The following is a 20,254-nucleotide window of genomic DNA, read 5'->3' as shown; positions in this document are numbered from 1 at the left end:
CGGCCGGGCGGACGCCGCCGGAACCTGACGTCAGCGGCCGTCCGCCCAGACCGCCGCTCCGATGAGCGGCGCGGCCGACCCGAGCTGCGCCTGCCGGAGCTCGACCACCGCACCGGCATCAGCGAGCGCCGTCGCCAGGGGCTCCTCGAGCAGGTCCCACGAGCCCGCCATCGCACCGCCGATCACCGCCCGGGAGGCCCCGAACCGCCGCACCCACGGACCGAGCGCCCGCCCGAGCGCGGTCATCGTCGTGCTGATCACGCGCGCCGCCACGATGTCGCCCTGCCGCGCGCGGTCGGCGATCTCGCGGACGCTCGGCGCGTCCGCTCCCCCGCCGTGCTGCGTCGCGCCAGTTGCATCCGTCGCACCCGCGGAACCCGTCGCACCGGCGGAACCCGTCGCCCGCGCGTAGGCATCCCGGAGCGCTGCGGTCGACACGGTCTCCTCGAGCGGCCGCCCGTCGAGCCGGATCGTGTGCGCCTCACCGCGAGCAGGCACCAGGTCGCCGTGGTCGACGTGCACGCCGTGGTCGAGGAACGCCGACCCCACGCCCGTCCCGAGCGTCAGGCACACCATCCGTGCAGCTCGCTCGCCCGCACCGGCAGCCCACTCCCCGATGCCGTACGCCACCGCGTCGTTGCAGAACCCGATGGCCGTCGGCGGCACCCCGAGCCGGTCGGCCAGCGCCGCCCGGAGGTCGACACCCGTGAGCGCTTCGAACTTCCCCATGCCCCGGAAGTCGCCGACACCACGAACGGGATCGAACGGACCGGGCATCGCGATCGTCCAGGCGGGCGCACCCTCGGCAGCGACCTCGCGGGCGGCGTCGACCAGGACCTCGAGCAGGGCGCCGCGGGGCGCACCCGCATCGAGTGGCCGCGTCCGGGAGGCCCGCACCGCCCACCGGACGTCGGCTCCGATGCCCGCGACATCCGCACGCTCGAAGCCGGCCCCGGGCACGCCACCGGTGACCGTCGCGACACCGGACGCTGGTCCCGCATCGGGAGCGATCGCGGCGCCGGTCCCCGTCACGACCGCGGCGGTCACGTGACTGCCGCCGACGTCCATGACGTGGATCGGGCCTCCCGGCCGGTGCTGCTGGTGCGTTCCGCTCATCGTCCCCACTCGCCTGTCATCAGGTCACGCCGTCGTCCGGCGGCGCCGCTGTCCGACCCGCGCAGTCCGTCCGGTTCGGGATCGACACCCTTGCCGCTCCGTCGCAGCGCATGTTACTGTCAGCGCCTGGTAACGATACCAACGGATTGCATCCGCACTCCTCGCACTGAGTTCCACGAGCGGCGAGACGCGTGCACCGAGCCGAGAACAAGGGAGTTCAGCGTGAAAATGAAGCGATTGCTACCGGTCATCGCGATGACCCTGGCGGCATCAGCGGTGCTCGTCGGGTGTTCGTCGTCGAGCTCGTCGAACACCACCACCGGCACCTTGAGCTTCGTCAACGACAAGTCGTGGGACTTCAAGTCGTTCTCGAAGGTGTCGCAGAAGGACATCGGCGTCTCGCTCAAGTCCTCGACCTACGCGGACCAGCCGGCGTTCCAGGCGTTCGTCAAGCAGTCGTTCCGGACGAACAAGACGCCGGGGCTGTTCACCTGGCACACCGGCGACCAGCTCAAGCAGCTCGTCGACCAGGGCCTCGTCGCGGACACCTCGAGCATCTGGAAGAAGGCGATCGCGAACGGCCAGATCGCCCCGAGCGTCAAGAGCCTCTACACGATCGACGGCAAGCAGTACTGCACCCCGATCAGCGTCGACGACTGGGTCATGTACTACGACAAGTCGATGTTCGCCAAGTACAACTTGACGCCGCCGACGACCTGGGCCGAGATGATGTCCGACGCCGCGGTGCTCAAGCAGCACGGCATCTCGCCGTTCTGGAGCTCGGGTGGCGACCCCTGGGCGTTCGTGTGGTTCCAGATCATCCTCGCCGGCACGGACCTGAACCTGTACAAGGAGCTGTCGACCGGCAAGGCGTCGTACACCGACCCGCGCGTGGTCAAGGTGATGGACACCTGGCTCGACATGGAGAAGAAGGGGTACTTCAGCGACCCGGGTTCCAAGACGGCGCCCGAGACGCAGATGAAGGACGGCAAGCTCGCCATGATCCCGTTCGGCACCTGGTACGCGTCGACGATCGACCAGGTCGGCCTCAAGCCCGGAACCGACTGGGGCGTGTTCACGATCCCCAAGGTGAACCCGGCGCAGGCCAAGACCCCCGTCGCCATCGAGACCGCGCCGGCGTGCGTGCCCGAGAAGTCCTCCCAGAAGCAGCTCGGGCTCAAGTACTCGGCCTGGTGGATGACCGCGAAGGCGCAGACCGCCTGGTCGAAGCAGCAGAACAACCTGCCGTACAACCCGAAGGCCACCGCGGCGACGCAGACCTTCGTCGACGCGAGCAAGGAACTGTCGAACACCAGCAAGTACGAGACGTACCTGCGCTACTACGAGGCCACGCCGCAGCAGATCCTGACCGAGGCGCTCGACCAGTTCACGGGGTTCATGACGAACCCCGGTGACCCGAAGAAGTACCTGTCGGGCATCCAGCAGGTCGCCGCGCAGTACTGGAAGAGCCACAAGTAACCGATGGCCGACCGCAAATCGACCAACTACCAGGCCGCCGCCTGGGCCTTCCTCGGCCCAGGCGCGGCCGTGGTGGTCCTGGTCCTCTACCTCCCCGTCCTCTACACCGTCTACCTCAGCTTCACTTCGTACACGGGCCTCGGCAGCGCGTCGTTCGTCGGGCTCGCCAACTACGCCTCGATGTTCACCGACCCGGTGTTCACCACCGCGCTCCTCAACACACTGATCTGGGTCGGCGGCTCGCTGCTCATCCCCGTCGGGATCGGGCTCCTCGTCGCCTACCTGTCATTCGGCCTCAAGGGCGCCGCCTGGCTCCGCGTGCCGTTCCTCATCCCCTACGCGCTGTCCGGCGTCGCGGTCGGCATCCTGTTCAACTTCGTGCTGCAGAACGGCGGTGCGCTGTCCCAGGCACTCGCGTTCCTGCACCTGCCCGGCAGCGACATCCGCTGGCTCCAGGTGGCGCCGCTCAACACCGTGGTGATGATCCTCGCCGCGTCGTGGCAGGGCATCGGCGTCAACGCGCTGCTGTTCACCGTCGGCCTGCAGTCGATCCCCAAGGAGCCGCTCGAGGCCGCACGCGTCGACGGCGCCTCCGGCTGGCGCATGTTCCGGTACATGATCTGGCCACTGCTCCGGCCGTCGACGACCATCGTGGTCGGCCTGTCGATCGTCAACAGCCTCAAGACGTTCGACATCGTGCAGGCCATGACGCAGGGCGGGCCGAACCGGGTGTCCGAGACCCTCGGCGTCACCATGTACCGCGACACGTTCTCGAACAGCCAGTACGGGCTCGGGTCCGCCGTCGCGATCTTCCTCAGCGTCATCACCGTCGCCGCGAGCGTCATCTACCTGCGGCGGCAGCTCGCGATCGGCGACTCCTCGGGTGACGGGGCGGCGCGCGACGGGGCGGGCGCGGGTCGGGCCTCCCGGCGTACGCGCGGTGGCGACGGCGGGACCGGCGCGTCTGGCGGCTCGGCCGGGAGGTCCGCCAGCGGTCCGTCCGATGCCTCGCCTCGTGAGACGGTCGGGGCCGCCAGCGGCTCCGGACGGTCCGACCGGTCCGGGGTGGCTCGTTCAGAACGGAGGGCCGTCTGATGCGGTCGACCATGCCCCGCTACGTGATCCTCGGCGCCATGGGCCTGCTGTGGCTCGTGCCGATCTACCTGCTGTTCGCGAACGCGAGCAAGAGCTCCGCCTCGTACTCCGGCGACGACCTGTGGAGTGCCGGCTCCCCCGTCGGCCTGTGGGACAACGTCATCGCGGTGTTCCAGAACACCGACGTGCCATCCGGCCTCGGCATCACCGCCGTGTACGCGATCGTCGCGCCGATCATCGCCGTCGCCCTGGGTGCCGCCGTGGCGTTCGCGGTCATCGTGCTCAAGGTCCGGCACGGGTTCTTCTGGTTCTTCATCATCTTCTGCGGAACGGTGTTCCCGCTGCAGATGATGCTCATCCCCTGGTTCTCGGTCTACGCCGACATCGGCCTGTTCGACACCGCGCCCGGCCTGATCATCATCTACGCCGTCGTCGCCCTGCCGTTCTCGGCGTTCGTCATGCGGAACTTCTTCGTCGGCATCGCGCCGAGCGTGTTCGAGGCCGCGGTCGTCGACGGCGCCAGCGTCTGGCGGATCTTCACCCGCATCTACCTGCCGATGTCGCGCAGCGCCCTGGTCGTCGTGTTCATCCTGCAGGCCACATGGGTGTGGAACGACTTCCTCATCGCGCTCATCCTGACCCAGAGCCCTGCGACCCGGCCCGTGATGCCCCTGCTCAACGCGCTGCAGTCCGTCGAAGGTGGTGGGCCCGGGTTCACGATCATCCTGACCGCCGCGCTCCTGGTGTCGCTGCCGACCGCGCTGCTGTTCGGGTTCGCGCAGCGGTTCTTCCAGCGGGGGTTGTCGTTGGGGCAGTACTGAGCCCTGCTGTCCTTGGGTCGCGTTGGCGTTGCCGCGGCGGCCCTTCTTCGCGTGGGAGCAAGGCGACCGAGCTCCGGAGTAGGTCCCCTCGCCTCCGCAGCCGGCGAGCGCAGACTGGGCCGCCGGCCCGGCCCCGGGGCAGGCCCCTCCGGCAGGACGTTCATCCAGCCACGCTCATTCCGCAGCGGTACGACCGAGCAGAACGGTCGCCCGCTGGAGCTCGGAAGAGAGCGTCGTGACGATCGCAGGGGAATCCGCAGGCATCGAAGCGGAACGGCAGCTACAAAAATGGGAATGCCGTGAGCGACGAATCAGCTGTCAGCGCGACTGACGCCCCGGATCCCATCATTGGTAGACGGGGAGTGATGTTGTGGCTGCTGTCGAGCTCCGCGTTACGTCAGAGAGTCGAGGTCTGGCCCTTGACGAGTCCGCGCGACGGCTCATCAAGGCCGAAGACAGCGCCGTCGATCAGGGCGACCCTTTCGAGCAGATCAGCGCAGAAGACGCAGAGGATGTCAAGACAATCACAGCTGTCCGTAAGGCTCGAGTACCTTTCGTACTTGAGATAGTGTCTTGATCAGGTTAGCGAGGGGTGTACATGAGCCGACGAGACGTGGTCAACGCGTTCCAACCATCCACTGAGGTAGACGACCCTTCGCGATTTGCGGGACGGACCCGCGAAGTTCAGGGACTGACCGAAGCGCTACACGTTGACGGCAGCGTCCCGCTGATTTACGGCCAGCGTGGTCTGGGCAAGTCGAGCCTTGCCCTGCAGGCGACGCGCATCGCACAGGGCGACCCCGAGCTACTGGCCCAGATGAACCTAAGTCACCTGCAACTCGACCCGGATCAGTACTTCCTCACGTTTCACGTTACCTGTACGGACCAGATAGATTCGACAGAAGCCCTGCTGCAACTCCTCGTCAATGCGGTTGAGGCAGTGGACATGGATAGTGGAGACCCACAAACCGCGCGGAGATTGGTAGACAGAACTTCGCGCCGTCGCCTCACTATCAAGTTTTTTGAGGTAGAGAGCGTTAAACGGTTCGAGACCGAAGCTCAGCGGGCAAATTACCTGGACCTCACGCTAGAGGAGAAGCTAACTACTATATGTGAACTTCTCACCAGGCACTATGGGCAGCCAGTCTTATTCGTAATCGACGAGCTGGATCGCATGCAGAACAGCGGCGGCCTAGCCGCTTTCCTCAAGGCTAACTCGACGGAGAACCTGAAGTTCCTACTTGTAGGTATCGCCGCAAATCACTCTGAACTCCTGGCCGACCACCAGTCCCTCGCTCGCAAGCTCGCGCCTATTGAAGTTCGAACGATGGCCGCGGCTGAACTGCGTGGAATCATCGACCGAGTTGAGAATTACCTGCATGAGATCGGACACCCATTGGTCTTCACTAACGAGGCCAAGTCGAAACTCGTACAAATCTCCGGAGGGTTTCCGTGGTTCGTGCACGTAGTTGGCCAGACCGCACTCCTGACCGCCTTCGACGAGAAGGACGAAGTGGTATCCCTCGACGCCGTCGATTCGGCCGTTCACTCTCTCGTTCACAACAGATTTGCGCAGGAGTATTCAGATAAGTACCAACAGGCGGTTCGAGATTCGGTCCCGCGTGAGCAGCTCCTACGCCTGTTCGCCGAGTGGCAAGACAGCGACATCCCAACATCAGATATCTACAGGATGGCCAGCTCGTTGGGGGTGTCCGGGCCATCAACATACCGAGGGCATCTGACAAGTGAGGCTCATGGCTCAATTCTCTACGCTCCGGTCTTCCAACAGCGTGGTGTCCTACGCTTCCGGGACGAGATGTTCAAGGTCTACGTCCGCATCCGGCCGTCCCTGTTCCGCGGCGTTTCGGAGCAGGTGCGGGAGATCTATGACAAGTACTGAGCCCGTACGGGCGGCAACTTCGAGGCTTTCCTTTCACGCAGACGTGGCGCTTGTGCTACTCAGTGATCGCCCCCAAAGTCCCAGTTGGATGACTCGGGGTTGAAGCGTACCCGCAACTCGCGCCCTCGAGGACCCTCGTGGTTGGCCCGTTCCTACAAACGAACAGAACGACGGACCGTTGCCTGGCGCTGGTCCCCTGGGTTAACTCGAAGCCACCGCGCCGGAGTGGAAACCCGTCGTCGGCACCCACGCTCGTGGGATTTGGGAGCGCTAGCCGGTCGTCTCCATTCCGGAACGATTGCGGTTACATGGAACTGCCGTACGAGTCAGAAGGGGCTGCGGCGGCCGCAGCGCTTCCTATCGATGCTGCGAGGTGGCGGCGCAGCAAGGGGTCGCAGACATAGACGTACGTCCCGAGGACACCTCGTGTGAGAAGCACCGCGTAGATGTTTGCCACGAAGTTAAGCAAGTTCTCGTCGCTGTACTTGATCCCGAGGCGACGGTTGTCCTCCATGCCCTTCCGGTCGAAGTAGTTCGATCGGTCGAACTCAAGGCGCTGGGCAACGGGGTCGTACCGGAGGTCCGGACCGATTATGACTCCGACGTAATTGAGGTCGTACCCCTGCACGGTGTGAATGGACCCAACTTGGTCGACCGCACCCTTGGACGTGATCCAGTCCTTCTGAGTCTGGTTCCATCGCAGACGACGACCGTCGATATCGATGTCGTACGCGCTGGGGTCCCTCTTGCTCGCCCACTTCCAGGCGTATCCGCCCGCAAGCCGCGCCAGCCCCACCTCCTCGTCGCGAGTTCGGATGGCGTCATGCATCTCGCCGAGGTCGTCGAACATCAGGAACTCGTACTCGCCGAAGGAACGAGGCGTCACTGCCTCCCCGTGCATCAGCGCCCTGACATACGACACGTAGTCAGCGCCCCCGCGGACCCGCATCTGCGTGAACAGCCTGAAGTACCGACCGTCTTTCCTCGCTTCCTCCTTCAGCTGGTCCTGCGTGGCCAGCGGGAGGTCGGCTGGTCGCACGCTCTGTTCCGAGTCGAGCAGGAAGATCTGGTGCCGGCTCTGATGCCGGATCCAGTCCAATTGAGTCCAGTGATCGTCGTCCCTGCTGAAGAGGGTCTCATTGATCTCGCCAAAGCTTTTGTTCTGCGGGCCTGATGCCTGGTTCGCCCGCTGATTGAGGCGATGCGCTTCATCCACGATCAAGAGGTCGTAGCGCTCCGCGCTCTTGCCCACCTCGAAAGGAGTGAGCACCATGGACGGCTCCAAGCCCGGAGTCTTCCGGAACACGTTCTTCAGCGATGCCCTCAGCGCCTGCTGCGGCACGACGAAGCCGAGCTTCATCCCGACGACGAGCTCTCGGTAGCCCTCCGTGAAGAAGTCCGAGAAAAGCGAATCGCCGTCGACGTCGTCGAGACCACCGCCGCGCCCGATGTCGCGGAGGAGCTTCGCCAGGTAGACCGCGACGATGGTCTTCCCCGTCCCCGGATCACCCTGGACCACGGCTGTGCTCTCCGCACCCCGCTCGAGATCGGCGAAAAGCCCCTCGAGGAGGTCCTCCATCACGACAGCCTGCTCCCGATTCAGCGCCTTGAACGGGGAGAGCTTGAAAAGCTCGCTGTTCTCGATCTCCGGGATGTTACGAGTGAAGAGTTCCTGGTCGCGCAGCTTCTCGAAGACGTCGTCGAACTTGGAGCGGTAGGCAGTCCGGTCGTAGTAGTCAGCATCGACGATGCCCTCGTTCCGGTTGAGGACCGTGTACTTCCCGTCTCCGGCGAACAGCTTGATCAGGAATGACTCAAGGTCGAGGCACACGGACTTGTTGAACGTGTCGTCAAGCACGAGACGGACCGTGCGCAGCGTGCCCCGCTCCGGTGACTCCAGATGCTGGCGCATCCGCACTGCAGCGCTCCTGGTCTCGCCGACGTAGACGTGCTCATCGTCGTCCAACACGTAAACGACGGGCCAATTGACGAACCGTGCGTCGACGGTCTGCCACGCCTGCACAGCACGCTTGTTGAACGGGAGCCGCTCGACCTCAGAGCCGGTCATACTTCGTGCTCCGGCCTCGCGCCGTCTCGACCGGGTACTTCGACCGCGTCACCTCGAGCTTGGCGCGAACGATCTCGTCGGCGTCGAGCCCGAGCCGATCCGCGAGGAGCAGGCCGTAGGTCAGGACATCGGCGAGTTCTTCGCGGACGTGCTCGACGTCCGCCTCCGTGCCCCACTGGAAGCACTCGAGCAACTCTCCGGCCTCGATCGCGATGCTCTTCGCGAGGTTGTCCGGAGCGTGGAACTGACCCCAGTCGCGCTCAGCGACGAATTGACGCAGCTCCTGAATTAGCACTTGCTCGGTCACCGTCGCACGCTAGCAGCCCCGAGGAAGACTCCGTCATGCCAACGAGCCGACGCGCTAGCGTGAGCGTCGACACGGCGGACAGCTACTGAGGCTGGTCCGCTACCAGACCACCGTTTCCGGCACCTCGCCCCCGTGCTGCCACGCGTAGTCCGCGAGCACGGCGCTCCGCACGTCCTCGCCCCGCGCCATCGCCTGGAGGTGCGGGATGATCCACCGCCCGCCTGGCTCCTCGAGGAACCGCATCCAGTTCGCGAGGACGTAATCGGCGGTGAAGATGCCCCCGTGGGTCTCCTTGGCGTCGGACTGCGAGAACGCCACCTCCCGGGTGTCGAAGGCGATCCAGACCTCGCACTCGAGCACGATCTCGCCGAGGCGGTGTTCGGCCTGCGCGGCCGCGACGATGTCGTCACGGCGCCACCTCGCGACCTTCGAGAACAACGCTGGCGCTCTCATCCGCGCGGCTCTGCGCGCGGGACGTGGACACGCACGTCGTCGGCCTGCTCGTCGTCGAGGACCCAGCGCTCGTGCTTCGGGTGCTCCGGGTACCGCTGCCGCAGGTACCGGCGAACGACCGCGCCTGGACGCGTCTCGTCCCGGTACCCGAGCTCCTCGGCGAGCTCGCGGGGCGTCGATGTCGTCACGCTCCGGATCCTATTCGGGCGCTCGGCGGTCCGGACCCGCGTATTCGGATCGGTGTCAACGGGCTGCAGCCGCGCCTCCCGGCTGAGTGCCGCCGACCGCGGCAGTGGGTCAATGGAGGCACCGCACCCGCACCGATGAGAGGAACCACCATGCCCAACCGATTCGAGAACAAGGTCGCGATCGTCACCGGAGCGGGCTCCGGGATCGGCGCGGCGACGGTGCGCGCGTTCGTCGGCGAGGGTGCCCGCGTGGTGGCCGTGGACTCGGTCGGCGAGAAGATCGCGGAGACCGCCGCGGGCCTCCCGGACGGTGCCGTGACGACGATCACCGGCGATGTCGCGCAGCCAGCGACGATGGAGCAGGCCGTGCGCACCGCCGTCGACACCTACGGCCGCCTCGACGTGCTCGTGAACAACGCGGGGACGTTCACCTCGGGCGACATCACCGAGATCGAGCCGGAGGAGTGGCGCCGCGTCATCGAGACCGACCTGTCCGCCGTGTTCTACGGCACGCGCGCAGCGCTCCCCCACCTGCGCGAGACGAAGGGGTCGATCGTGAACACCTCGAGCGTGTCGGGCATGAGCGGCGACTGGCGCATGAGCCCCTACAACGCGGCGAAGGGCGGCGTGAGCAACCTCACGCGGGCGGCGGCGCTCGACAACGGGGAGCACGGGGTGCGCGTCAACGCGGTGGCGCCCGGGCTCATCTGGACGGACATGACGCAGCAGCAGGCGGAGAACGAGGAGCTCAAGCAGGCGTTCGCCGAGCGGATCGCCCTGGGCCGCGGGGGTCAGCCCGAGGAGGTCGCCGCCGTGATCCTGTTCCTGGCAAGCGATGAGGCGTCGTTCATCACCGGGGCGATCCTGCCGGTCGACGGCGGGACGACCGCGAGCAACGGGCAGCCGCCGCAGGCGTAGCGCCGCCGCAACTGCGCGCGCCGACGACAACTGCGCCGTCGCCTGGCCGCGCACTTGTCGTCGTGCGCGTCTCGCTGGTCCGCCGGACACCGCCGACGGCACGGGTTCTCTGCACTGGCGGATGCACACTAGTCGACTAGCGCCGATACACTTGTGTGCATGGCCGAGGTGAGCATTGCCGACTACGCGCACCAGTACGGATTCTCTGAGCAGATCGTCCGCAAGGCAGCGCGCCAGGGAGTCCTGCCGGCCCGGAAGGCGAGCGGCGTCTGGCTCATCGACGACGGCGAACAGCTGCGTCCTCAGCGGAGTCGTCCGCTGGCGCAACGCATGGCCGCCGCGCTCCTGTCGATGATCGACGGGAGCGACGCATTGCGAGTCGCACTGCGTCCGACCGAGCGTCATCGCCTCGATGCGCGGCTCCACGCCCTCCGCCACGACGAGCACGCGGCCGACGTCTTCATCACCTGGTTCCGCCCTCGCGTCCTGCAGCGACCTCTGATGCTGTTCGTGCAACCTGCCGACATGGCCGACCTTCGATCGGACGATCGCCTCGTCCTCGGGGGCGTGAGCGACCCACGTGCGGAGATCAGCGCTCCTGACTTCCTCGAAGCCCATGTGGCGGAGCAGGACATGGACAGCCTGCGGCGCGAGTTCTTGCTCCGAGAATCAGTGGCACCGAACGTCGCTCTGCACGTCGAGGCAGACTGCCCACCCGCCACTCTCCCGCTGTCGACGCTCCTCCTCGATCTCGCGACGGACGGCGGCCCACGAGAGCGCGCTCGGCTGGCACAGCTCCTTCGAGGAACGAAGGAGTGATCGTTGCGCCGGCCCTCGCGTCCGCGCAGGCAGCTGCATGGCATGCGCTGTTCGATGCGTACGAACGACTGCCGCGGGACTGGATCCTCGTCGGCGGCCAGATGGTGCAGTCGCTGTGCTGGGAGCGGGGCTCTGCGAGCGCACGTCCGACGCAGGACGCCGACGTCGCGCTCGACGTCCGCGCGCATCCACAGATCCTCTGGGATCTCACGCGGGTGCTCGCCGACCTCGGATTCGAGCCAGACGGGACTTCGTTCGAGGGGCACCAACATCGGTGGGTCCGAGAAGGCGCTCAGATCGATGTCCTGCAGGCTCGATTCCTCGGCGAGCGTGCTGACAGTCGGCGCGGCGTCCGCGGAGGAACGACGATCGCCGCGCCCGGCACGCAAGGTGCGCTGTATCGCGCCTCAGAGGTCAAGGTCGACGTGAACGGACGCGTTGGGCGCCTGCTCCGTCCGACACTGCAGGGTGCACTGGTGAGCAAGGCCGCGGCGGCCGACGCACTCGCCGGACAGGACAACTCCCGTCACCTCGTGGACATCGCCACACTTGCAGCACTGGTCGAGCGTCGTGACGCGCTCGGGATCGACCTGACCGCCACGGAGCGGCGTCGATTGCTCGCGGCCGCAGCGCGCATCAAGCAGGATCCGTCGCTGAGCCGGCGCGCTGGCGTTGACCCGGACGCGGTGGAGGTCATCCGGATCACCCTCGCGTCCGACTGACGCTGGCGAGAAGCGCGCGTCGACGACAAGTGCGCGGAAGGACGACCGCGCACTTGTCGTCCGCACGCGCCCTTGGCCGTCCCGCCGTCGCCACGACCACGACCACGCCCGGCGGCCCGACACAGAGGCACCGCGCGTAGCGTCCGCGCCATGAGCGACAACGAGCAGACCGAGCCCGTCATGGACGGCGCCACCGACGCGACGAACAAGGAGAAGCTGGCGGGCCTGATCGAGCAGGTGGACAACGACCACGGGAGCGAAGGCGCCTCGAGCATGGCCGACGAACTCCGGAACCGGATGGCCGAGACGCAGGCTGAGCCCGAGTCGGCCGCTGACACGGAGGACTGATCCACCGGAGCGGTCCGTGCCGGGGGTTCCCGATCCCGACCGCAGCCATCCCCCGTCGCATGCGAACGACGAGGGCGCTGTCGTCCGACAACGCCCTCGTCGTTTCCACGCCCGCCAGCGCCAGGCGACGCTGCCGACCCGATCAGTCGATCGAGTAGTACGGGTTCTTGAAGCTGTAGGTCGCCCCGCAGTGCGTCCCGTAGTCGGGCGCGTGTCCGGCGCACAGCCACACGGTCACGTCGGTCACCCCGACGCTGCTGTCGGACGGCACGGTGCCGCTGCAGCTGGTTCCGGACCCCTTCGTGCACGGTGAGATGTAGTTGATGCTGCCGCCGCCCGCGCCGGAGACGTCGTAGATGAGGTACGGCCCGTTCCCGTCGGGCGCGGTGTCGGCTTCGGTGTAGTTGATGTGGAAGGTCTCGCTCGTGCTCCACGTGACCTTCACCACGGCCGATGCGTTGCCGTCGCTCGACGAGATCGCATGACTCTGCGTCGTCGTGACCGCGTTGGCCGGTGCTGCGATGCCGACGGTGAGTGCGAACGCTCCGAGAGCGGCGGCCCCGATGATGCGCTTCCTGATCTTCATGACGATCCCCTTTGATGTCATTGCCCCTGATATCCGACGAATGGTCGGAATGAGGGTCATCGAAGCACCGAGGCCGCTGGTCGTCAAGATGCTGCTGCGCCGGGGTGGCGCCCTGGGCCCGGACCCCGGGCGAACCACCGCGCGGCATCGAAGCGTCCCGGAGCGCGGACGACCCACGGGGCGCGAACCGCCGCAGTGCCCGAACGGCAGCCGGGCCGGACGCGGCCGCCGAACCCCGGAGCCCTCAGTTCATGTACAACCCGCCGTTGACGTCGAGCGTGTGCCCCGTGATGAACCCGGTGTCCTCGCGGAGCAGGAACTCCACCGCGACGGCGACGTCGTCCACGGTGCCGATACGCCCCACGAGCAGGTCAGCGGCCATCTCGGCCTTGCGTTCCTCGGTCAGGGTGCCGCCCATGATGTCGGTGTCGATCGGGCCGGGGGCGATGGCGTTCGCGGTGACGCCGAGCGGGCCGAGTTCGCGGGCGAGTGCACGGGTCAGGCCGATCACCCCGGCCTTCGCGACCGAGTACGGGGTCTTGCTGTAGGTCCCTCCGCCGCGCTGTGCCGACACGGACGAGATGCTCACGATGCGGCCGACCCCGCTCGCCGCCAGGGACTCGGCGACGCGACGCGAGACGTGGTGCACGCCGGTCAGGTTGACGGCGATGACGCGGTCCCACTCTCCCGGCTCGAGTTCCAGGTACGGCGTCGGCGAACTGATGCCGGCGATGTTCACGAGCGCGACGATCTGCGGCAGCGCGGACTCGAGCCCGTCGACGGCGGCGCGGACCGCGGCTTCGTCGGAGACGTCCGCACCGACCCCCGCCGCCCGGACACCGAACGACGCCGCGAGCTCCGACGCCGCTTCCGCCGACGCATCGTCGTCGAGGTCGATGATCCCGATGTCCCAACCGGCAGCGGCGAGCCGCCGCGCGGTCGCTCGACCGATCCCGCGGGGCGAGACCGCCCCGGTGACGATCGCGGTGCGGGCGGCGGGGAAGGCAACGGTCATGGCCTCGGTGTACTCGCATCGCGGGCCGGCCGCCACCCACACGGGGTCGGTAGGCTCGTGATCTCCACGTCCGGTCCAACGAAGGAGCGAGTGTCGTGACGCGTCTGTGGAACCAGCCCACCCAGTTCGTCGACGAGATGATCGAGGGCTTCGTCCTCGCGAACGGCGATCGAGTCCGCCAGGTCCGAGGCGGTGTGACCCGGTCCACGAGGAGCCCGGACCCCGAGGTCGCCGTGGTCGTCGGCGGCGGCTCGGGGCACTGGCCGGCGTTCGGCGGTCTCGTCGGGCCGGGGCTCGCGCACGGGGCAGCGATGGGCAACCTGTTCGCGTCGCCGTCGTCGATCCAGGTCGAGTCGGTGATCCGCGCGAGTGAGCAGGGCCGGGGCGCCCTGCTCAGCTACGGCAACTACGCCGGCGACGTCCTCAACTTCACGGCAGCGCAGGACGCGGTCCGGGCGGACGGCATCGACTGCCGCACGGTCCTCGTGACGGACGACATCTTCAGCGCGTCGAGCGACGAGCGTGGCAAGCGCCGCGGCATCGCTGGTGACCTCACGGTGTTCAAGGTGGCCGGGGCCGCCGCTGCCGAGGGCATGGGCCTCGACGACGTCGAGCGCGTCGCGGTCCTGGCGAACGAGCGGACACGGTCGATGGGCGTCGCGTTCAGCGGCTGCACGCTGCCCGGCGCGGACGAGCCCCTGTTCGACGTCCCCGAGGGGCGCATGGCGATCGGGCTCGGCATCCACGGCGAGCCCGGCATCGACGAGACCGACATCCCCAGCGCCGAGGGGCTCGCCGAGCTGTTCGTCGAGCGACTCCTCGCCGAGGCGGAGATCCCCGAGGGCGTCGACCTCGACGGCGCGCGGGTGGTCCCGATCCTCAACGGGCTCGGGTCGGTCAAGGTCGAGGAGCTGTTCGTCGTCTACCGCTCGATCGCCGGGCTGCTGCAGGACCGCGGACTCACCGTGGTCGACCCGCAGGTGGGCGAGTTCTGCACGAGCTTCGACATGGCCGGTGCGTCCCTGACCCTGCTCTGGCTCGACGACGAGCTCGAGCGCCTGTGGACCGCGCCCGCCGACACCCCGGCGTTCCGTCGCGGCAGCGTCCAGCAGGACCTCGTGAGCGCCGGACCGACGGCCGCGGAGGCCGACACGGAGGACGCGATCCGGCCCTCCAGTGCGGAGTCCCGCGAGTCCGCGGCACACATCGTCGACCTGCTCCGCACGGTCGCGACGACGGTCCAGGACAACGTCGACGACTGGGGTCGCCTCGACTCGATCGCCGGCGACGGCGACCACGGCATCGGCATGCAGCGCGGCGCGAGCGCGGCACTCGACGCCGCGACCGCCGCTCTGGAGGCCCAGGGCGGCGCCGCCACGGTCCTCCACCGGGCGAGCGCGGGCTGGGCCGACCGCGCGGGCGGCACCTCGGGCGCGCTGTGGGGCGTGCTGCTGCGGACCCTCGCGAGCGAGCTCGACGACGAGACGCAGCCGACCGCCACCGCCGTCGCGACCGGTGTCGCCCAGGGCCGGGAGGCCGTGCAGTCGGTGGGCGGAGCGGCCGTCGGTGACAAGACGATGGTGGACGCGCTCGTGCCGTTCGCCGACACGCTCACCGCGCGGGTCGAGGCGGGCGACGACCTGGCGACCGCGTGGGCGGCCGCCGCCTCCGCTGCCGAGGAGGGTGCGGCGTCGACCGCGGACCTCGTGCCGCACCTCGGGCGCGCGAAGACGCACGGCGACAAGGCCGTCGGCTCCCCCGACCCAGGCGCCGTGTCGTTCGCGGCGATCGTCGGCGCCGTTGGCGACGCACTCGCAGATGGCACGGACGACGACGGAGTACACCGGGACCCCGGAGCGACAGACCGTCGCGAGGAAGGAGCCACGCGATGACCCAGTGGCGATTGGTGATCGGCTCGGACGACGCCGGGTACGACTACAAGGAAGCGATCCGCAAGGACCTCGAGTCGAGCGACCTCGTGGCCTCGGTGGTCGACGTCGGTGTGGACGCCGACGGGCACACGAACTACCCGACCGTGGCGACCGCCGCGGCGGAGATCGTCGCCCGCGGGGACGCCGACCGGGCGATCCTGTTCTGCGGCACCGGCCTCGGCGTCGCGATCTCGGCGAACAAGGTCCCGGGCATCCGGGCCGTGACCGCTCACGACTCATACTCGGTGGAGCGCTCGATCCTGTCGAACGACGCGCAGGTGCTCTGCATGGGGCAGCGCGTCATCGGCCTCGAGCTCGCCCGCCGCAACGTGCGGGAGTGGCTGACGTACGAGTTCGACACCTCGAGCGCGTCGAACGACAAGGTCGAGGAGATCCGGGCGTACGAAGCGGCGCACTGAGCGGAACTGCGTCGCGGTCGGCCTGAAGCGAGACTCCCCGGCACTCGGGTCGCGCTCACGGGCGGCGTCGTCCTCGTCGCAGCCTCGGGGCGGGGTCTTGCCGGGCCTCCCAGCCCATGGAACCGGCGCGCAACGGCCGCGTGGACGTCACCGATCGAGGACCGCGGCGACCGCCTCGATCTCGACGAGCTGCCCGTCGTACCCGAGCACGGTGACGCCGAGCAGGGTGCTCGGGACGTCGTGGGCACCGAACGCGGCACGCACGACGTCCCAGGCAGCGATGAGGTCCGCCTGCCGCGACGACGCGACGATGACCCGCGTGCTGATGACGTCCTCGATGCCGGCGCCTGCCGCGCGGAGCGCCGTCACCATGTTTTCGACGCACTTGGCAGCCTGTCCGGCGTGGTCCCCGAGCGCGACGGTCGCGCCGGTCTCGTCGAGGGGACAGGCCCCCGCCAGGAACACCAGCCGCGCGTCGGCGGGAGCGGTCGCGGCGTAGGCGTAGTCGACACCCGGCGCGAGGCTCGCGGACCGGATGAGCGTCACGGTCTTCGGATCGGTCGTCTCGCTCACGCGACCATCCTCCTCGCTCCTCGTCAGCGTGGTCCGGCACCGGGCCTTCCGCTCGATCACCTGCACAGGACGAGGCGTGGGCCGCCGAGTAGTCAACGGCCGAGCGCGCGCTCCATCGCCCGGATCGACTGCTTCGTCGCGTACTCGTCGCGCTCCGTCTGCGCGTCCTCGACCCGCAGGTGCACGACGCCCGTGTACCGGCTGGTGCTCACGCCGTCGCGTGGGGCGAGGTGCAGCACGACGCCCCATCCCTGCTCCGACTGTTCCCACGAGTGGTCCGGGGTGTGGAACGGCTCGATCGACAGCACCTCGGCCCGCCCCGCGATGCGACGGCCCTCCGTGTCGGTCGCGGTGTCCCAGAGCGCGATCCCCCGCGGGGAGAACGCGAGCTGGCACGGAAACGCGACGGAGGCGCTCGGGTCCCACGCCGTGAGTTCGTCCCTCGTCGTCGGGGTCGCCAGCGCGCTGACGAAGGCGATCCCCGGATGCCGGGCACTCAGCGCCCCGCGCTCGTCCCTCCGGCGGAGTCGCACCAGACGCAACGGGCCACCGGCCGCGCACGCGATGGTGGCGAGACCCCCGGCGCGCAGGGCGAGCGGGAACGCGTCCGAGTGGACGCCGTGGATGCGGACGAGCAGCACGACCGTCAGGACCGCGAACACGACGGCGAGCACGCTGAACACGATGGTCGACGGATGCCGCCGGGCCGTTGCAGCGAGCGACGCCGACGTCGTGGGGTGCTCGCCGACCGGCACGTCGGAAACGGGCTGACTCACTGCGCCGGAGGCGTGCTGCCGGCCATCGTGACCTTCCCGGCACCGGCGTCCCAGGTGTACGTGGCGTTCGCGCGGCCGGACGGATCGGCGTCGGAGTCGTTGCCCCGCGGGTACGGGTAGGTCACGGCGATGCTCGTCGACGAGGTCCGCCGGACCGTGGGCTGGAACGCGTACTGCTCCTTCGTCGCGGTTCCGAGGTAGGTGCCGTCGTGGAACAGCAGGATCGCGTACGGGGAGCTCGCCGTGGAGCCAGAGACGGTCACGACCGACCACGACAGCGGCGCGCAGGGGTCGTACCCGGAGTAGTCAGCGCCCGCCGCGTCCCAGTGGGCCGTTCCCCGCAGGTTCACCGGGAGCGGGAGTGCCGCGATCCCCGTCGCGGCGGCGGCTTGCCCCGTCGCGGGTCCGCACGTGCTCGTCGCGCTCGGGGTGCTCGTGGTGCTGGGCGAGGCGGGGGCGGCGGACGGTGTCGGGGTGCTGTGCGTGACCGTGCGCGCCGTGCTGCTCGGGTGCGGCGAGGTGGTCCCGCCCGAGCATCCGGCGAGCACCACGGTGAGCGCCGTGCCGAGGAGGACCAGACCCGAGGAACGTCGTGTGAGCATGCCTCCACATTGGCCCCGCTCGCCGAGCGCGTCCTGACCGTGCGCCGAAGCGCCAGGATGGAGTCCATGGACCCGAGCATCGCGATCGTCGGCCCGGGTGCGATCGGCACGACGGTGGCAGCAGCGCTCCACGAGGCCGGTCGGACCCCGCTGCTCGCCGGCCGGACGCCGCGGGAGCACCTCCGGCTCCGGACCCCGGACGGCGCGGTCGTCGTCGTCCCCGGGCAGGTGCACACCGATCCGACGACGGTGTCGGGACCCGTCGACGTCGTGTTCCTCGCCGTCAAGGCGACCCAGATCGAGGCCGCCGGGCCCTGGCTCGCCGCACTGGGTCACGCCGACACGGTCGTGTGCGTGCTGCAGAACGGGGTGGAGCAGGAGGCGAGCGTCGGTCCGTGGGTCGCGGGCACGGTCCTCCCGGCCGTCGTGTGGTTCCCCGCCCAGGCCGAGCCGGACGGCACGGTGGCGCTGCGGCGACCGCCGCGCCTCACGCTCCCCGACGTGCCGGCGGCGCAGTTGGTGGTCGACGTCCTCGAGGGCACCCGGTGCGCGGTCGACGTCACCGAGGACTTCGTGACCGTCGCGTGGCGCAAGCTCCTCCACAACGCCGCCGCCGGGCTCATGGCGCTGAGCGGGCGGCGGTCCGGGATGTTCCGACGTGAGGACGTCGCCCGGCTGACGCTCGACTACCTCGCCGAGTGCCTCGCCGTGGCGCAGGCAGCGGGCGCCCGCCTCGGCGACGACGTCCCACAGGACGTCCTCGACGGCCTCCGCGCACAGCCGGCGGACCTCGGGACCTCGATCCTCACCGACCGCGCCGCGGACCGCCCGCTCGAGTGGCGGGTCCGGAACGAGGTCGTGGCACGGCTCGGCCGCACGCACGGCATCCCGACCCCGGTCAGCGACGTGGTCGTGCCGCTGCTCGCCGCCGCGAGCGACGGGCCCGGCTGACCCGGGAGGCCCGCCGCGGACGGTCAGGCGGTCGGCACGGGGGCCAGGACATCCCGGAGCCGGAAGGCGCTGATGTCGTCATCGGTCCGACCATCGAGGGCGAGCTCCGCCAGGATCCGCCCGATCGTCGGCGTGAACTTGAACGCGTGTGCGGCCCCGAGCGCGACGAGCACGTCCGGGTGCTCCGGCAGCGCGTCGAGCACGAACCGCCGGCCGGGCGTCAGCGTGTACTGGCAGGTGATGGTCCGGACGTCCGCGCCGCTGGCGGGCAGGAACCCGCGCATGAACGTCCGCAGCTGGTCCAGGAGCTCCTCGGAGTGCCGGAAGGTCCGCTCGCCGGGCGTCATGCGGTTGTCGGAGGCGTCTCGACCCGCCTTGACGGTCGGCTCCCCGTAGGTCGGGAACCCGTAGTAGCAGGGCTCGTCTTCCCAGATCCACACGGGGAGCCGGTCGTCGCCGAAGTCCTCGGGGCGGTCCGGCCCGAAGTACGTGACCTGCTCCTGCATCGTCACGAGCGGGACCTCGACACCGAGGGGCGCGATGAGCGCGTTCGTCCACGCATCGGCGGCGACGACGACCTTCCGCGCTCGGACCGTCCCCGCGGTCGTCATGACCACGACTCCGTCGGGTTGGGGTCGGAGCTCCTCGACCCGTGTCCGGTCGCGGAGCACCGCACCGTGCGACCGTGCCTGCATCTGGAGCGTCGCGACGGTGCGCGACGCGGGGACGATCCCGGTGTCGGGCGAGAACACGGTCTCGACTCCCGGGGGCAGGGCGAACTGCGGCCATCGGGCGGCGACCGCGTCCCGGTCCATGAGCTCGAACGGCAGGTCCTGCGCCGTGAGTGCCGCGGTGAAGGCCGTCACGGGGTACGGACTGCCCGGTGGCACGAACACGACGCCGCCGGTGGTGGTCACGAGGCGTTCGCCGCTGACGCGTTCCAGCTCGGCCCAGTCCCGGTACGCCGACTTCGCGAGCCGGACGTAGGCCTCGTCCCCGTACGAGGTGCGGAGGATCCTCGATGTGTCGTGGGAGGCACCGCGCACGTGACCGAACTCGAACTGTTCGAACAGGACCACCGTCGCACCCCGGAGTGCCAGGTGGTGGGCAGCGGCGCTGCCCAGCGCCCCGGCGCCCACGACGGCGACGTCGAACTCCTCCATCGCG

Annotated in this window: 22 protein-coding genes; 11 read left to right on the top strand and 11 right to left on the bottom strand. The window is 68.8% G+C overall.

Annotated elements, in window-relative coordinates; genetic code table 11:
- Window positions 1-30: 30 nt before the first annotated feature.
- Entirely contained in the window at window positions 31-1,116 is a 1,086-nt protein-coding gene (locus DEI82_RS05275; RefSeq protein ID WP_146242837.1) for an ROK family protein, read from the bottom strand.
- A 228-nt stretch (window positions 1,117-1,344) separates the two neighbouring features.
- Here DEI82_RS05275 and DEI82_RS05270 point away from each other — a divergent pair, with 228 nt between their 5' ends.
- The 4 genes from DEI82_RS05270 to DEI82_RS05255 all read left to right on the top strand — a co-directional run bounded on the left by DEI82_RS05270 (window position 1,345) and on the right by DEI82_RS05255 (window position 6,411).
- Window positions 1,345-2,595, top strand: a complete 1,251-nt coding sequence (locus tag DEI82_RS05270) for an ABC transporter substrate-binding protein (protein ID WP_111036008.1) — start codon at window positions 1,345-1,347, stop codon at window positions 2,593-2,595.
- A gap of 3 nt (window positions 2,596-2,598) precedes the next feature.
- Window positions 2,599-3,690, top strand: a complete 1,092-nt coding sequence (locus tag DEI82_RS05265) for a carbohydrate ABC transporter permease (RefSeq protein WP_111036007.1) — start codon at window positions 2,599-2,601, stop codon at window positions 3,688-3,690.
- Entirely contained in the window at window positions 3,690-4,511 is an 822-nt protein-coding gene (locus tag DEI82_RS05260; protein WP_111036006.1) for a carbohydrate ABC transporter permease, read from the top strand. The genes DEI82_RS05265 and DEI82_RS05260 overlap by 1 nt, the downstream gene beginning before the upstream one ends.
- Window positions 4,512-5,109: 598 nt before the next feature.
- Window positions 5,110-6,411, top strand: a complete 1,302-nt coding sequence (locus DEI82_RS05255) for an AAA family ATPase (protein WP_146242835.1) — start codon at window positions 5,110-5,112, stop codon at window positions 6,409-6,411.
- A gap of 304 nt (window positions 6,412-6,715) precedes the next feature.
- Here the strand turns inward: DEI82_RS05255 and DEI82_RS05250 are convergent, their stop codons facing one another.
- From DEI82_RS05250 to DEI82_RS05235, 4 genes are all read right to left on the bottom strand, one after another.
- Window positions 6,716-8,479 (bottom strand): DUF2075 domain-containing protein, encoded by a 1,764-nt coding sequence (locus tag DEI82_RS05250; protein WP_111036004.1) that lies wholly within the window; start codon window positions 8,477-8,479, stop codon window positions 6,716-6,718.
- Entirely contained in the window at window positions 8,466-8,786 is a 321-nt protein-coding gene (locus DEI82_RS05245; RefSeq protein WP_111036003.1) for a nucleotide pyrophosphohydrolase, read from the bottom strand. Before DEI82_RS05245 ends, DEI82_RS05250 begins: the two co-directional genes overlap by 14 nt.
- Before the next feature lie 99 nt (window positions 8,787-8,885).
- Window positions 8,886-9,239: a hypothetical protein gene (locus DEI82_RS05240; protein ID WP_146242834.1), complete on the bottom strand. Its 354-nt coding sequence runs from the start codon at window positions 9,237-9,239 to the stop codon at window positions 8,886-8,888.
- Window positions 9,236-9,427, bottom strand: a complete 192-nt coding sequence (locus DEI82_RS05235; protein WP_111036001.1) for a hypothetical protein — start codon at window positions 9,425-9,427, stop codon at window positions 9,236-9,238. Before DEI82_RS05235 ends, DEI82_RS05240 begins: the two co-directional genes overlap by 4 nt.
- A 150-nt stretch (window positions 9,428-9,577) precedes the next feature.
- Between DEI82_RS05235 and DEI82_RS05230 the strand changes: the two genes are divergently transcribed.
- The 4 genes from DEI82_RS05230 to DEI82_RS05215 all read left to right on the top strand — a co-directional run bounded on the left by DEI82_RS05230 (window position 9,578) and on the right by DEI82_RS05215 (window position 12,234).
- On the top strand, window positions 9,578-10,345 hold the full coding sequence (locus DEI82_RS05230; protein ID WP_111036000.1) for an SDR family NAD(P)-dependent oxidoreductase: 768 nt from the start codon (window positions 9,578-9,580) through the stop codon (window positions 10,343-10,345).
- A 159-nt stretch (window positions 10,346-10,504) separates the two neighbouring features.
- Window positions 10,505-11,164 carry a hypothetical protein gene (locus DEI82_RS05225; protein WP_146242833.1) on the top strand — a complete coding sequence of 220 codons (660 nt, stop codon included), beginning with the start codon at window positions 10,505-10,507 and terminating at the stop codon, window positions 11,162-11,164.
- A 215-nt stretch (window positions 11,165-11,379) separates the two neighbouring features.
- A complete protein-coding gene (locus tag DEI82_RS05220; RefSeq protein ID WP_146242832.1) occupies window positions 11,380-11,886 on the top strand; it encodes a hypothetical protein in 507 nt (168 codons plus the stop codon).
- 150 nt (window positions 11,887-12,036) lie between these two features.
- Window positions 12,037-12,234, top strand: a complete 198-nt coding sequence (locus DEI82_RS05215; protein ID WP_111035997.1) for a hypothetical protein — start codon at window positions 12,037-12,039, stop codon at window positions 12,232-12,234.
- Between the two features lie 142 nt (window positions 12,235-12,376).
- Here the strand turns inward: DEI82_RS05215 and DEI82_RS05210 are convergent, their stop codons facing one another.
- Entirely contained in the window at window positions 12,377-12,820 is a 444-nt protein-coding gene (locus DEI82_RS05210) for a hypothetical protein (protein WP_111035996.1), read from the bottom strand.
- Between the two features lie 244 nt (window positions 12,821-13,064).
- Entirely contained in the window at window positions 13,065-13,835 is a 771-nt protein-coding gene (locus DEI82_RS05205) for an SDR family NAD(P)-dependent oxidoreductase (protein ID WP_111036111.1), read from the bottom strand.
- Between the two features lie 95 nt (window positions 13,836-13,930).
- Here DEI82_RS05205 and DEI82_RS05200 point away from each other — a divergent pair, with 95 nt between their 5' ends.
- Together DEI82_RS05200 and DEI82_RS05195 are read left to right on the top strand one after the other, a co-directional pair.
- Complete coding sequence (locus DEI82_RS05200) at window positions 13,931-15,727, top strand: dihydroxyacetone kinase family protein (protein ID WP_111035995.1); 1,797 nt, start codon at window positions 13,931-13,933, stop codon at window positions 15,725-15,727.
- Window positions 15,724-16,185 carry a ribose-5-phosphate isomerase gene (locus tag DEI82_RS05195; protein WP_111035994.1) on the top strand — a complete coding sequence of 154 codons (462 nt, stop codon included), beginning with the start codon at window positions 15,724-15,726 and terminating at the stop codon, window positions 16,183-16,185. The genes DEI82_RS05200 and DEI82_RS05195 overlap by 4 nt, the downstream gene beginning before the upstream one ends.
- 147 nt (window positions 16,186-16,332) lie before the next feature.
- Here the strand turns inward: DEI82_RS05195 and DEI82_RS16460 are convergent, their stop codons facing one another.
- From DEI82_RS16460 to DEI82_RS05180, 3 genes are all read right to left on the bottom strand, one after another.
- The gene (locus tag DEI82_RS16460; RefSeq protein WP_258371969.1) at window positions 16,333-16,758 is read right to left on the bottom strand and encodes a RidA family protein; all 426 of its coding nucleotides are present in this window, start codon (window positions 16,756-16,758) and stop codon (window positions 16,333-16,335) included.
- Between the two features lie 92 nt (window positions 16,759-16,850).
- A complete protein-coding gene (locus DEI82_RS16455) occupies window positions 16,851-17,534 on the bottom strand; it encodes a hypothetical protein (protein ID WP_258371968.1) in 684 nt (227 codons plus the stop codon).
- On the bottom strand, window positions 17,531-18,136 hold the full coding sequence (locus DEI82_RS05180) for an LppP/LprE family lipoprotein (protein ID WP_111035991.1): 606 nt from the start codon (window positions 18,134-18,136) through the stop codon (window positions 17,531-17,533). The genes DEI82_RS16455 and DEI82_RS05180 overlap by 4 nt, the downstream gene beginning before the upstream one ends.
- Before the next feature lie 66 nt (window positions 18,137-18,202).
- Between DEI82_RS05180 and DEI82_RS05175 the strand changes: the two genes are divergently transcribed.
- Window positions 18,203-19,087: an oxidoreductase gene (locus DEI82_RS05175; protein ID WP_258371967.1), complete on the top strand. Its 885-nt coding sequence runs from the start codon at window positions 18,203-18,205 to the stop codon at window positions 19,085-19,087.
- Window positions 19,088-19,110: 23 nt separating this feature from the next.
- On the opposite strand, the gene solA is transcribed toward DEI82_RS05175, so the two are convergent.
- A complete protein-coding gene (solA, locus tag DEI82_RS05170; protein WP_111035989.1) occupies window positions 19,111-20,250 on the bottom strand; it encodes an N-methyl-L-tryptophan oxidase in 1,140 nt (379 codons plus the stop codon).
- Window positions 20,251-20,254 lie beyond the last annotated feature (4 nt).

Origin of the sequence: Curtobacterium sp. MCBD17_019 (assembly GCF_003234555.1) — a bacterium.
GTDB lineage: Bacteria > Actinomycetota > Actinomycetes > Actinomycetales > Microbacteriaceae > Curtobacterium.
This window is presented reverse-complemented; position numbering and strand designations above follow the sequence as displayed.